This is a genomic window from Kitasatospora cystarginea, assembly GCF_039533515.1.
Classification (GTDB): Bacteria; Actinomycetota; Actinomycetes; order Streptomycetales; family Streptomycetaceae; genus Kitasatospora; species Kitasatospora cystarginea.
In genome coordinates this window covers 48872-61379 of record NZ_BAAATR010000003.1, presented here as the reverse complement: position 1 = coordinate 61379, position 12508 = coordinate 48872, and the positions used below count along the sequence as shown (strand labels likewise).

Annotated in this window: 15 protein-coding genes; 13 read left to right on the top strand and 2 right to left on the bottom strand. The window is 69.5% G+C overall.

Translation table 11 applies throughout. The annotated features are described in order from the left end of the window. The first annotated feature begins 19 nt into the window (after nt 1–19). From map to truA, 9 genes are all read left to right on the top strand, one after another. Nucleotides 20–859 (top strand): type I methionyl aminopeptidase, encoded by an 840-nt coding sequence (map, locus tag ABD369_RS04080; protein ID WP_344634804.1) that lies wholly within the window; start codon nt 20–22, stop codon nt 857–859. 108 nt (nt 860–967) lie between these two features. Then, nucleotides 968–1393: a large conductance mechanosensitive channel protein MscL gene (gene mscL / locus ABD369_RS04075; RefSeq protein ID WP_344634803.1), complete on the top strand. Its 426-nt coding sequence runs from the start codon at nt 968–970 to the stop codon at nt 1391–1393. 171 nt (nt 1394–1564) lie between these two features. Continuing rightward, nucleotides 1565–1786: a translation initiation factor IF-1 gene (infA, locus tag ABD369_RS04070; RefSeq protein ID WP_003956442.1), complete on the top strand. Its 222-nt coding sequence runs from the start codon at nt 1565–1567 to the stop codon at nt 1784–1786. Nucleotides 1787–1821: 35 nt separating this feature from the next. Next, nucleotides 1822–1935 (top strand): 50S ribosomal protein L36, encoded by a 114-nt coding sequence (rpmJ, locus tag ABD369_RS04065; protein WP_003956441.1) that lies wholly within the window; start codon nt 1822–1824, stop codon nt 1933–1935. A 173-nt stretch (nt 1936–2108) separates the two neighbouring features. Beyond that, complete coding sequence (rpsM, locus tag ABD369_RS04060) at nt 2109–2489, top strand: 30S ribosomal protein S13 (RefSeq protein WP_344634802.1); 381 nt, start codon at nt 2109–2111, stop codon at nt 2487–2489. A gap of 72 nt (nt 2490–2561) precedes the next feature. Then, nucleotides 2562–2969 (top strand): 30S ribosomal protein S11, encoded by a 408-nt coding sequence (gene rpsK, locus ABD369_RS04055; RefSeq protein WP_014136257.1) that lies wholly within the window; start codon nt 2562–2564, stop codon nt 2967–2969. A 121-nt stretch (nt 2970–3090) separates the two neighbouring features. Further along, complete coding sequence (locus ABD369_RS04050; protein WP_030263446.1) at nt 3091–4113, top strand: DNA-directed RNA polymerase subunit alpha; 1023 nt, start codon at nt 3091–3093, stop codon at nt 4111–4113. Between the two features lie 125 nt (nt 4114–4238). Next, complete coding sequence (gene rplQ, locus ABD369_RS04045; protein ID WP_344634801.1) at nt 4239–4709, top strand: 50S ribosomal protein L17; 471 nt, start codon at nt 4239–4241, stop codon at nt 4707–4709. A gap of 85 nt (nt 4710–4794) precedes the next feature. Continuing rightward, nucleotides 4795–5700 carry a tRNA pseudouridine(38-40) synthase TruA gene (gene truA / locus ABD369_RS04040; RefSeq protein ID WP_425557540.1) on the top strand — a complete coding sequence of 302 codons (906 nt, stop codon included), beginning with the start codon at nt 4795–4797 and terminating at the stop codon, nt 5698–5700. A 74-nt stretch (nt 5701–5774) separates the two neighbouring features. Here truA and ABD369_RS04035 read toward each other — a convergent pair whose 3' ends face one another. Then, nucleotides 5775–6926, bottom strand: a complete 1152-nt coding sequence (locus tag ABD369_RS04035) for a flagellar basal body-associated FliL family protein (protein WP_344634799.1) — start codon at nt 6924–6926, stop codon at nt 5775–5777. 105 nt (nt 6927–7031) lie between these two features. On the opposite strand from ABD369_RS04035, the gene ABD369_RS04030 reads away from it, so the two are divergent. The 4 genes from ABD369_RS04030 (at nt 7032) to glmM (ending at nt 11434) form a co-directional block, all read left to right on the top strand. Continuing rightward, entirely contained in the window at nt 7032–8690 is a 1659-nt protein-coding gene (locus ABD369_RS04030; protein ID WP_344634798.1) for an ABC-F family ATP-binding cassette domain-containing protein, read from the top strand. A gap of 205 nt (nt 8691–8895) precedes the next feature. Continuing rightward, on the top strand, nt 8896–9339 hold the full coding sequence (gene rplM / locus ABD369_RS04025; RefSeq protein ID WP_344634797.1) for a 50S ribosomal protein L13: 444 nt from the start codon (nt 8896–8898) through the stop codon (nt 9337–9339). A 50-nt stretch (nt 9340–9389) separates the two neighbouring features. Further along, nucleotides 9390–9893, top strand: a complete 504-nt coding sequence (gene rpsI / locus ABD369_RS04020) for a 30S ribosomal protein S9 (protein WP_344634796.1) — start codon at nt 9390–9392, stop codon at nt 9891–9893. 176 nt (nt 9894–10069) lie between these two features. Beyond that, nucleotides 10070–11434, top strand: coding sequence for a phosphoglucosamine mutase (gene glmM / locus ABD369_RS04015; protein WP_344634795.1), 1365 nt, complete (start codon nt 10070–10072; stop codon nt 11432–11434). 72 nt (nt 11435–11506) lie between these two features. Here glmM and coaA read toward each other — a convergent pair whose 3' ends face one another. Beyond that, entirely contained in the window at nt 11507–12496 is a 990-nt protein-coding gene (gene coaA / locus ABD369_RS04010) for a type I pantothenate kinase (RefSeq protein WP_344634794.1), read from the bottom strand. Nucleotides 12497–12508 lie beyond the last annotated feature (12 nt).

Genomic DNA, 12508 nt, shown 5'->3' with positions numbered 1-12508 from the left:
CAGTGGAAGGCGTGACCAGATGGTGGAGATCAAGACCCCCGAGCAGATCGCGAAGATGCGGACGGCCGGGCTGGTCGTCGCCGAGGCGCTCAAGGCCTGCCGGGAGGCGGTCGCCCCCGGCATCACCACGGGCGAGCTCAACGACATCGCGGACAAGGTCATCACCTCGCACGGTGCCACCTCCAACTTCCGCGCCCACCACGGCGGTCTTTGGTTCCCCGGTGTGATCTGCGCCTCGGTCAACGACGAGGTGGTCCACGGCATCCCCGGTGACCGGGTGCTGATGGAGGGCGACCTGATCTCGATCGACTGCGGTGCGATCGTGGACGGCTGGCACGGCGACGCGGCCATCACGGTGCCGGTCGGCGAGGTCCGTCCCGAGGTCGCGATGCTCAGCCAGGTCACCGAGGGCTCGATGTGGGCCGGTGTGGCCCAGATGAAGAAGGGGAACCGCCTGGTCGACGTCTCCAAGGCGATCGAGGGCTTCATCCGCCGTCAGCCGCTGCCCCCGAAGGGCAAGTGGGGCATCACCGAGGGGTACGGCGGCCACGGCATCGGTTCCGCGATGCACATGGAGCCGCACGTGCTGAACTACGTCGAGGGCCGCCGGGGCAAGGGCGTCAAGCTGGTCCCGGGCACGGTGCTGGCGATCGAGCCGATGGTCTCGCTCGGCACCCCGCACACCTCGGTGCTGGAGGACGACTGGACGGTCGTCACCAACGACGGCACCTGGGCCGCGCACTGGGAGCACTCGGTGGCGATCACCGAGCAGGGGCCGCTGGTCCTCACCGCCTTCGACGGCGGCAAGGCCGCCCTGGCGAAGCTCGGCGTCACCGCCGCTCCGGACCCGCTCGGCTGAGCTGAGACCCGGTCAGGGCCCGGCGGTTCCGACCACCGGGCCCTTTGTCCTATTTGGCGCTGATAGGCTCCCAGGCTTGGTCTGGACAACAGGACGAAGGGGAGATCGGTGCTCAAGGGCTTCCGCGACTTCATGATGCGCGGCAACGTGGTCGACATGGCGGTCGGTGTCGTGATCGGTGCGGCCTTCACCGCGGTGGTGAACGGCTTCGTCTCGGCCTTCCTCACCCCGCTGGTGGGTGTGGTGGTCGGTGCGGCCGGTGACTTCAGCAGCTACCGGTTCACCGTGGCGGGTGTCACCTTCCCGTACGGCCAGTTCCTCAATGTGCTGATCGCCTTCTTGATGACGGCCGCGGTGCTGTACTTCTTCGTGGTGCTCCCGGTGAGCAGGGCGACCGCCCGCTACCTTCCCAAGAAGCCGAAGCCCGCCGTGCGCCCCTGCCCGGAGTGCCTGACCGAGATCCCCGCGGCGGCCCGCCGCTGCTCGGCCTGCACCGCTCACGTGGAGCCGTCGGCGGCCGCCGCCCAGTGGTGAATTTCGCCTTGGCGCGGTGCTTGGTTTACGATGGTGCGTCGGCTCACTCGTAGCGTGCTTCGGCACGTCCTCTTCCCACAGGGCTCAGCCTCTGGCAGGGGTGGGGTGGACCCAGGCTCGCACGAGCGTGCCGCATGCGGTAGCCGGCCCGGAAGGTGGATCTCGCAGTTCATGGCAAAGAAGCAAGGCGCCATTGAGATCGAGGGCACCGTGATCGAGTCTCTTCCGAACGCCATGTTCAAGGTCGAGCTGCAGAACGGTCACAAGGTCCTCGCGCACATCAGCGGCAAGATGCGTATGCACTACATCCGCATCCTCCCGGACGACCGGGTCGTGGTGGAGCTCAGCCCCTATGACCTGACCCGCGGCCGGATCGTGTACCGGTACAAGTAAGCAACTGTCAGATCTAGACCCGGAGAACCTGAACCATGAAGGTCAAGCCGAGCGTCAAGAAGATCTGCGACAAGTGCAAGGTGATCCGCCGTCACGGCCGGGTCATGGTGATCTGCGACAACCTGCGCCACAAGCAGCGCCAGGGCTGATCTCTCCCCAGCATTTCTCGTAGTACTTCGCGCGACGCGAAAACGTCATAAGCGGGCCGTCCGATCCAGCCGCAGGCTGGACTGCCACCCCCGGTCAGAGGCCGGGGCTCCCTCACCGTGAGGTGTCGGAGTAGGCGGCACGTCAGACCTCTGAAGAACCACAGGAGCCATCAATGGCACGCCTTTCCGGCGTTGATCTCCCCCGCGAGAAGCGGATCGAGATCGCCCTCACCTACGTCTACGGCATCGGCCGCACCCGCGCCCAGCAGACGCTGGTCGAGACCGGTGTGAACCCGGACGTCCGCGTCCGCGACATCACCGAGGAAGACCTCGTCAAGCTGCAGAAGTTCATCGACGCGAACTTCGAGGTCGAGGGTGACCTCCGCCGTGCGGTGGCCGCCGACATCCGCCGCAAGGTCGAGATCGGCTGCTACGAGGGTCTGCGTCACCGCCGTGGCCTGCCGGTCCGCGGTCAGCGCACCCACACCAACGCGCGTACCCGCAAGGGCCCGCGTCGCGCGATTGCCGGCAAGAAGAAGCCGGGCAAGAAGTAGTCCGCCCGTCAACCGGACATCCCTCCGGCCCGCGGGTTAGCGGACCGACCACCTCAGTAGGAGAACAGACTTATGCCCCCCAAGGGTCGTCAGGCTGCCGGCGCGAAGAAGATCCGCCGCAAGGAAAAGAAGAACGTCGCTCACGGCCACGCGCACATCAAGAGCACGTTCAACAACACCATCGTTTCGATCACCGACCCGTCGGGCAACGTGATCTCCTGGGCCTCCGCCGGCCACGTCGGCTTCAAGGGCTCGCGCAAGTCCACCCCGTTCGCCGCGCAGATGGCCGCCGAGGCCGCTGCCCGTCGCGCGCAGGAGCACGGCATGCGCAAGGTTGACGTCTTCGTCAAGGGGCCGGGCTCCGGCCGCGAGACCGCGATCCGTTCGCTCCAGGCCACCGGCCTGGAGGTCGGCTCCATCCAGGACGTCACCCCCACCCCGCACAACGGCTGCCGTCCGCCGAAGCGCCGCCGCGTCTGACGCAGCGCCTTCGGGCACGCGCTGAACCTGGTACGGGGTCCTGTCTCGCACAGGACCCCGTACTCTTGGTCCTGTCGGCATCAAATAGTGGGTGCCGAAGACAACTGGAGGAACACCTCTCATGCTGATCGCTCAGCGTCCCTCGCTGACCGAAGAGGTCGTCGACGAATTCCGCTCGCGGTTCGTGATCGAGCCGCTGGAGCCGGGCTTCGGCTACACCCTCGGCAACTCGCTCCGCCGTACGCTCCTCTCCTCGATCCCCGGTGCCGCCGTCACCAGCATCCGGATCGACGGTGTCCTGCACGAGTTCACCACCGTGCCGGGCGTCAAGGAGGACGTCACCGACCTCATCCTCAACATCAAGCAGCTGGTCGTCTCCTCGGAGCACGACGAGCCGGTCGTGATGTACCTGCGCAAGCAGGGTCCGGGTGTGGTCACCGCCGCCGACATCGCGCCGCCGGCCGGTGTCGAGGTGCACAACCCCGAGCTGGTCCTCGCCACCCTGAACGGCAAGGGCAAGCTGGAGATGGAGCTGACCGTCGAGCGCGGTCGCGGCTACGTCTCCGCCGTGCAGAACAAGGCTTCCGGCCAGGAGATCGGCCGCATCCCGGTCGACTCGATCTACAGCCCGGTGCTGAAGGTCACCTACAAGGTCGAGGCCACCCGTGTCGAGCAGCGGACCGACTTCGACAAGCTGATCGTCGACGTCGAGACCAAGCCCGCCATGCGCCCGCGTGACGCCATGGCCTCGGCCGGTAAGACCCTGGTCGAGCTGTTCGGTCTCGCCCGCGAGCTGAACATCGACGCCGAGGGCATCGACATGGGCCCGTCCCCGACGGACGCCGCCCTGGCCGCCGACCTGGCGCTGCCGATCGAGGAGCTGGAGCTCACCGTCCGCTCCTACAACTGCCTCAAGCGTGAGGGCATCCACACCGTGGGTGAGCTCGTCGCCCGCTCCGAGGCCGACCTGCTCGACATCCGCAACTTCGGTGCGAAGTCGATCGACGAGGTCAAGGCGAAGCTGGCCGGCATGGGCCTGGCCCTCAAGGACAGCCCGCCCGGGTTCGACCCGACCGCTGCCGCCGACGCCTTCGGCGCCGACGACCTGGACGACCAGGGTTACGCGGAGACCGAGCAGTACTAAGAGTTTGTCGTGGGGGCGGCTCCCCGTGAGTCGCCCCTGCTCCATGCAAGTCGTACGGGCACCGTGCCCGTACGCCCGCTGCGGTACCTGGTACGGCCGCAGTCGGAGATTCGAGGAGAAATTCCATGCCGCGTCCCACCAAGGGTGCCCGCCTCGGCGGCGGCCCGCACCACGAGCCGCTGCTGCTCGCCGGTCTGGCCCGTGAGCTGTTCCAGTACGGCCGCATCACCACCACCGAGGCCAAGGCCCGTCGCCTGCGCCCGCTGGCGGAGAAGCTGATCACCAAGGCCAAGAAGGGTGACCTGCACAACCGTCGTCTGGTCCGCAAGACCATCACCGACGTCGCCGTGCTGCACACCCTCTTCACCGAGATCGCGCCGCGCTACGAGAACCGCCCGGGTGGCTACACCCGCATCACCAAGATCGGTCCCCGTCGTGGCGACAACGCCCCGATGGCCGTGATCGAGCTGGTCGAGGCGCTGACCGTCGCGCAGACCGCTGTCGGCGAGGCCGAGGCCGCCACCAAGCGTGCCGTCAAGGAGGCCGACGAGGCTGTGGCCGAGACCACCGAGGTTGCCGAGGGCGAGAACGCCTGACACCTCCCGGTGTTGTGACGGGCCCGCTTTCCCAGGAATGGGGGAGCGGGCCCGTTCCTTTTCTGATGTGGAGAGAGCAGCAGTGCTGAAGGATTGCGAGCAGACGGCGCCGCAGCAGGACGGTCCGGCCGAGGGGCACGTGCGGATCAGGCTCGATCTGGCGTACCAGGGGGCGGAGTTCTCCGGCTGGGCACGGCAGCGGGGGCGCCGTACCGTGCAGGAGGAGATCGAGAGCGCGCTGCAGGTCGTCACCCGGAGCCAGCAGCTGTACCCGCTGACGGTGGCCGGGCGGACCGACGCCGGGGTGCACGCCCGCGGGCAGGTGGCGCACGTCGACCTGCCGGTGGAGCTGTGGGCCGAACACGGGGAGAAGCTGCTCCGCAGGCTGGCCGGGCGGCTGCCCGGGGACATCCGGATCTACCGGGTGAGCGAGGCGCCGCACGGTTTCGACGCCCGGTTCGCCGCGATCTGGCGGCGGTACGCCTACCGGGTCGCCGACCACCCGGGCGGGGTGGATCCGCTGCTGCGCGGCCATGTGCTCTGGCACGACCGGCCGCTCGACATCGAGAAGATGAACGAGGCGGCGCGGCTGCTCCTCGGCGAGCACGACTTCGCGGCGTACTGCAAGAAGCGCGAGGGCGCGACCACGATCCGCACGCTGCTCGAACTGCACTGGGACCGGGTGCCGGTGGACACCTACGCGGCGCAGGAGGGGTCGCTGGCGGTGGCCACGGTGCGGGCGGACGCGTTCTGCCACAACATGGTGCGGTCGCTGGTCGGCGCGATGCTGCTGGTCGGCGACGGGCACCGGCCGGTGGAGTTCCCCGGCGAGGTGCTGGCGGGCCGGGTGCGCAACAGCGCCGTGAACGTGGTCCGGCCGTACGGGCTGACCCTGGAGGAGGTCGGCTATCCCGCCGACGACCAGCTGGCCGAACGCAACCGGGCCGCCCGCCGGATGCGGACCCTGCCGGGGATGCCGTCCGGCGCCTGACCGGCGGCGCACCGGCCCCGGGGTGAGGAGAGCTCCGCCCCCGCGGGCCCCCCACCCCTCGGGGCGCTGCTGTCTCAGCCGGTCGGCGAGGCCGTCGGCGACGGGGAGCCGGCCGCGGGAGCCTGGCCGCCGCCGGCGGCGGCCATCGCGGCCTTGCCGCGGGCGATGAGGACCTTGGACCCGTAGTTGGCCAGGTCACGGGCGGCCACCGGGACGAGCTTGTCGGCGGCGGTGGCCGACTTGCCGTCCGCCCGGCCGGCCACCGTGCTGACGTAGTAGCGGCCGACGGACGTCCGGCTGCTGCGGCAGGCGGTGTCACCCTGGCAGAACTTCGGGGCGTTCCCGCCGTCCACCAGCGCGTTGACCGTCATCGAGGCGGCGGCCTTGGCGGTCTTGTCGGCGCTGTCGCTGTCCGGGAAGTCGGCGATGGCCAGCGTCACGGCGGTCGCGCCGTTGAGGTAGGTGGCCCGGAAGACGTGCAGGCAGCCGAAGACCTTGGCGATCTTGGCGAGGTCGGGGTCGAGTCCGGCGGAGCAGTCGTTGGCCGTGGTGGTGACGTCGGTCGCGACCAGGTTGTACTGGCGGTTGCCCTCGCTGACCTTGGTGTCGGCGAACAGGGTCTGCGGGGTCAGCGGCGCCTTGTCGGTCTTGAGCCGGTTCAGGAAGCCCTCGGGCGAGGTCGGCGCGGGGCCCGGCGCGTCGTCGCCGGGGGCGGCGGTCGCGCTCGTGCTGGCGGTCGGGTTGGCGACCGGCTTGTCGTTCTTGTCCTTGCCGGAGAGCAGCAGGGTGGTGGTCACGATGCCGGCCACCGCGGCGACCGCCAGCACGCCACCACTGATCATCAGCAGCCGCTTGCGGCGGCGGGTGGCCGTCTCGTTCTGCTCGGCCAGCTCCGCCCAGTCCGGCTCGCCCGGTTGCGCGAGCGGCGGGTAGCCGTAGCCGCCCTGCGGGGGGTAGCCGTAACCGCCGCCCTGGGGCGGGTAGCCGTAGCTGGGCTGCCCCGAGGGGTAGCCGTGGCCGGGCGGCTGCTGGGTGGCCTGCGGCGGGAAGCCGCCGGGCTGCTGCGGAGGCATCGGCTGCTGCCCGGCCGGCGGTTGCTGGGGTTGCACATGGGCGGGGAACGGCGAGGCCGGCGGCGTCGCCTGCCCGGGCACGGCAGGGTTCTGCGGCTGCTGTTCGCCCGACTGCCCGCCCGGTCCTGCTGTGATTCCCGCCCCATCGCTCATAAGGGCGAATTTTAGGGCATGGCACCGTCGCTGCTCGGAGGGCGTGCCGAATCGGTACCGAAATCCGTTTGGGTGGGGGCGGGGTGCCATAGCAAAATCCGACCTATGGGACACGTCGAGATTTCGCACCTTGAGTACTACCTGCCGGACGGGCGGGTGCTGTTCGACGACGCGTCCTTCCGGGTGGGGGAGGGCGCCAACGTCGCGCTGGTGGGCGCGAACGGCGCCGGCAAGACCACCCTGCTGCGCATGATCGCCGGGGACATCCAGCCGCACGGTGGTTCGGTCACGGTCAGCGGCGGCCTCGGTGTGATGCGCCAGTTCATCGGGACCACCGGCCGCGAGGACCAGCGGGCGACGCCCGGTGCGCTTCCCCCGGACGCCTCCGTGCGCGACCTGCTGGTCTCCGTCGCCCCCGGGCGGATCGCCACCGCCGCCCGCGCCGTGGACGCCGCCGAGCTGGCGATGATGGCCCAGGACGACGAGAAGACCCAGATGGCCTACGCCCAGGCGCTCTCCGACTGGGCGGACGTCGGCGGTTACGACTACGAGACCGACTGGGACGTCTGCACCATGGCGGCCCTCGGCATGCCCTTCGACAAGGTCCAGTGGCGCGGTCTGAACACCCTCTCGGGCGGCGAGCAGAAGCGGCTGGTCCTGGAGGCACTGCTGCGCGGCCCCGAGGAGGTGCTGCTGCTGGACGAGCCGGACAACTACCTGGACGTGCCCGGCAAGCGCTGGCTGGAGGAGGCGCTCAAGGCCACCCCGAAGACCGTCCTGTTCATCTCGCACGACCGCGAGCTGCTCTCGCGCAGCGCCGACAAGATCGTCAGCGTCGAGGCAGGTGCGGCGGGCAGCAGCGTCTGGGTTCACGGGTCCGGTTTCGACTCCTTCCACGAGGCCCGCAAGGAGCGCTTCGAGCGGATCGAGGAGCTCGGCCGGCGCTGGGACGAGGAGCACGCCAAGCTGAAGAAGCTGGTGGTCACCCTGCGCCAGGCGGCCGCGGTCAGCCATGACATGGCCTCCCGGTACGCCGCCGCGCAGACCAGGCTGAAGAAGTTCGAGGAGGCGGGCCGCCCGGAGGCGCCGCCGCGCGAGCAGAAGATCAGCATGCGGCTCAAGGGCGGTCGGACGGGCGTGCGCGCGGTCACCCTGGAGAAGCTCGAACTCACCGGCCTCATGCGGCCGTTCGACCTGGAGGTCTACTACGGCGAGCGGGTCGCGGTGCTGGGCTCCAACGGCTCCGGCAAGTCGCACTTCCTGCGCCTGCTGGCCGGCGACGAGTCGGTGGCGCACACCGGTAGCTGGAAGCTCGGCGCCCGCGTGGTGCCCGGTCACTTCCGGCAGACCCACGCCCACCCGGAGCTGTTCGGCCGCACCGTCCGCTCGATCATCGAGGAGGAGCACGCGCTGGACCGCAAGGCGGCGATGAGCGCGCTGCGCCGCTACGAACTGGACCGCCAGGAGGAGCAGAAGTTCGAGTCGCTCTCCGGCGGCCAGCAGGCCAGGCTGATGATCCTCAAGCTGGAGCTGTCCGGTGTGACGGCCCTGCTGCTGGACGAGCCGACCGACAACCTCGACCTGGAGAGCGCCGAGGCGCTGCAGGAGGGCCTGGAGGCCTTCGACGGCACGGTGCTCTGCGTCACCCACGACCGCTGGTTCGCCCGCACCTTCGACCGTTTCCTGGTCTTCGGGTCGGACGGCCGGGTGTACGAGTCGCCGGAGCCGGTCTGGGACGAGACCAGGGTGGCGCGCGAGCGCTGATTTTGGCTCGCGGGCCGATAGCGGTATTGTGGGTTCTTGTTGTGCGTATTGGCTCGCTCCATCTCACGTGAGAGGTCGGTACGCCGGAGACAACCAGGCCGACGACCAGCGGCTCCCCTTGATTGCGTCCAAGTGGGACCAGGCTGATCTCTTCGTCCGGGTGCTCCTGTCAGGACCCACTCACTGAAAAGCGAAGGCTACGACCGTGCGTACGTACAGCCCCAAGCCCGGCGACGTCCAGCGTCAGTGGCACGTCATCGACGCGACCGACGTCGTGCTCGGCCGCCTGGCCTCCCAGGCCGCCAACCTCCTCCGGGGCAAGCACAAGGCGATCTACGCGCCGCACGTTGACACTGGTGACTTCGTCATCATCATCAACGCGGACAAGGTGCACCTGTCGGGTAACAAGAAGACCCAGAAGCTGGCCTACCGCCACAGCGGCTTCCCGGGCGGTCTCCGCTCGGTCCGCTACGACGACCTCCTGGACAAGAACCCGGAGAAGGCCGTCGAGAAGGCCATCAAGGGCATGATCCCCAAGAACAGCCTCGGCCGCCAGATGCTCTCGAAGCTCAAGGTCTACTCGGGCCCGATGCACCCGCACGCTGCCCAGCAGCCGGTGCCGTTCGAGATCACCCAGGTCGCGCAGTAATTCCGGCCACCCAACCCCATCACACTGAATAGCAGGAGCTGAGGAACACCGTGGCCGAGACTGCCATCGAGAACACCCTCGAGGTCGACTTCGACGAGAACGTCGAAGAGTACACCTCGGAGACCGAGTACACCTCTGAGTCGCTGGCCGGCCGTTTCGGCGAGGCCACCCCGGGCGCCGGCCTCGGCCGCCGCAAGGAGGCGATCGCCCGCGTGCGCATCGTCCCGGGCACCGGCCAGTGGAAGATCAACGGTCGCACCCTGGAGAACTACTTCCCCAACAAGGTGCACCAGCAGACCGTCAACGAGCCCTTCAAGCTGCTTGAGCTGGATGGCCGTTACGACGTCGTCGCCCGCATCTCGGGTGGTGGCGTCTCCGGTCAGGCCTACGCGCTGCGCCTCGGCGTCGCCCGTGCCCTGAACGAGGCCGACGTGGACAACAACCGTGGTCCGCTGAAGAAGGCCGGCTTCCTGACCCGCGACGCCCGCGCCGTCGAGCGCAAGAAGGCCGGTCTGAAGAAGGCCCGCAAGGCGCCGCAGTACAGCAAGCGCTAAGCACCTCCGCCGGGGGGCGTACCATCTGCGATGGTTCGCACCCTTGGGTGCAGTCGTACGCCCCGGAGCACCCCGTGTGCTCCGGGGCGTCGTGCTTTTCTCCCCTTCACGCCTGTGCGGAGGCTGGGGAGCCGCGAGAAATTGGCCAGTAACTTTGGCGACGGAGGACCAGGAACGTGGGACGACTCTTCGGTACGGATGGTGTGCGCGGTGTGGCCAACGAGGGCCTGACCGCCGAACTGGCGCTCGGCCTGTCGGTGGCCGCGGCGCACGTGCTCGGCGACGCGGGGGCTTTTGAGGGGCATCGGCCGGTCGCGGTGGTGGGCCGCGACCCGCGCGCGTCCGGTGAGTTCCTGGAGGCCGCGGTGATCGCCGGCCTGGCCAGCGCCGGTGTGGACGTGCTGCGGGTCGGCGTGCTGCCGACGCCCGCCGTGGCCTACCTGACCGGTGCGCTCGGCGCCGACTTCGGCGTGATGCTCTCCGCCAGCCACAACGCGATGCCCGACAACGGCATCAAGTTCCTCGCCCGCGGCGGCCACAAGCTGGACGACGCCATCGAGGACGCCATCGAGGCGCACTACGCGCGTTACGGTGTCGGCGACGAGAACTGGACCCGCCCCACCGGCGAGGCCGTCGGCCGGGTCCGCTCGTACAACGAGGGCTTCGACCGGTACGTCGCCCACCTGATCGGCGTGCTGCCCAACCGGCTGGACGGCATCAGGGTCGTCATCGACGGTGCCCATGGCGCGGCTGCCCGGGTCGCCCCCGAGGCCTTCGCCCGTGCGGGCGCCGAGGTCGTGCACACCCTGGGCACCGAGCCGACCGGCCTCAACATCAACGACGGCGTCGGCTCCACCCACCTGGACAAGCTGCGCGCCGCGATGAAGGAGCACCGGGCCGATCTCGGTATCGCCCTGGACGGCGACGCCGACCGTTGCCTGGCCGCCGACTCCGACGGCAACGAGGTGGACGGCGACCAGATCATCGCCATCCTCGCGGTGGCCATGAAGGAGGCCGGCACGCTGCGCCGCAACACCGCCGTCGCCACCGTGATGTCCAACCTGGGCTTCAAACAGGCGATGCAGCGCGAGGGCATCGACCTGGCCGAGACGGCGGTCGGCGACCGGTACGTGCTGGAGGCGATGAAGGCCGAGGGCTACGCGCTGGGCGGAGAGCAGTCCGGCCACGTCATCCTGCTGGACCACGCCACCACCGGTGACGGCACCCTGACCGGCCTGATGCTGGGCGCCCGCCTGGCCGCCACCAAGAAGTCGCTGGCCGACCTGGCCGCCGTGATGACCCGGCTGCCGCAGGTCCTGATCAACGTCAAGGGCGTGGACCGGACCCGGGTGAAGACCTCGGAGGACCTCGCCCAGGCGGTCAAGGAGGCGGAGGCCGAACTCGGCGACAGCGGCCGGGTGCTGCTGCGCCCCTCGGGCACCGAGCCGCTGGTCCGGGTGATGGTCGAGGCGGCCGACCCGGCGCAGGCCAAGGCGGTCGCCGAGCGGCTGGCCGAGGCCGTCCGCACCCACCTCGGCTGATCCGGCGTCAGAACGCACTGATCGGATGTCAGCAGCCCCCCGCCCGCTGGGCGGGGGGCTGCTGGGCGTGCGTCAGAGCTTGCGCAGCAGCGCGCGGCGGACCTTGTGGTCCGGGCCCTTCTGCAACACCAGGGTGGCCCGGCCGCGGGTGGGCAGGACGTTCTCCAGCAGGTTCGGCTTGTTGATGGTGCGCCAGACCTGCCGGCCGTACTCCATCGCCTCCTCCTCCGGCACTTCGGTGAAGCGCCGGAAGTAGGAGTTGGGGTCCTGGAAGGCGGTGTCGCGCAGCTTCTTGAAGCGGTCCAGGTACCAGGTCTCGATGTCGTCGGTGCGGGCGTCCACGTAGATCGAGAAGTCGAAGTAGTCGGCCACCGCCAGGCGGGTGCGGCCGTCGGTGCCCGGCAGGGCGGGCTGGAGCACGTTCAGGCCCTCGACGATCAGGATGTCCGGGCGCTCCACGGTGAGCTTCTCGTCCGGCACGATGTCGTACACCAGGTGCGAGTACACCGGTGCGGAGACCCGTTCCTTGCCCGCCTTCACGTCGGCCACGAAACGCATCAGCGCCCGGCGGTCGTACGACTCGGGGAAGCCCTTGCGGGCCATCAGACCGCGGCGGCGCAGCTCCGCGTTGGGGAGCAGGAAGCCGTCGGTGGTGACCAGTTCGACCCGGGGGTGTTCCGGCCAGCGGGCCAGCAGTGCCTGCAGCAGACGGGCGGTGGTGGACTTGCCGACCGCGACCGAGCCGGCCACCCCGATCACGAAGGGGGTGCGGGTGCGCTCGGTGTCCGGGGTGTCCAGGAAGGTGCCCAGGGTGCCGCGCAGTTCGTGGGTGGCGTGGATGTAGAGGTTGAGCAACCGGGAGAGCGGCAGGTAGACGTCCCTGACCTCGTCCAGGTCGAGTGCTGTGCCGAGCCCCCGGAGCTGTTCGACCTCGTCGGCGGTCAGTGGCAGCGGCGTGCGCTCGCGCAGGGCACTCCACTCGGCCCGGTCCAGATCCACGTACGGGGAAGGGGAGGGCGTGGAGGCGCCCCGGGTACAGAGTTCGGTCAGCACATGCTCCATTGTGGGCCGTCG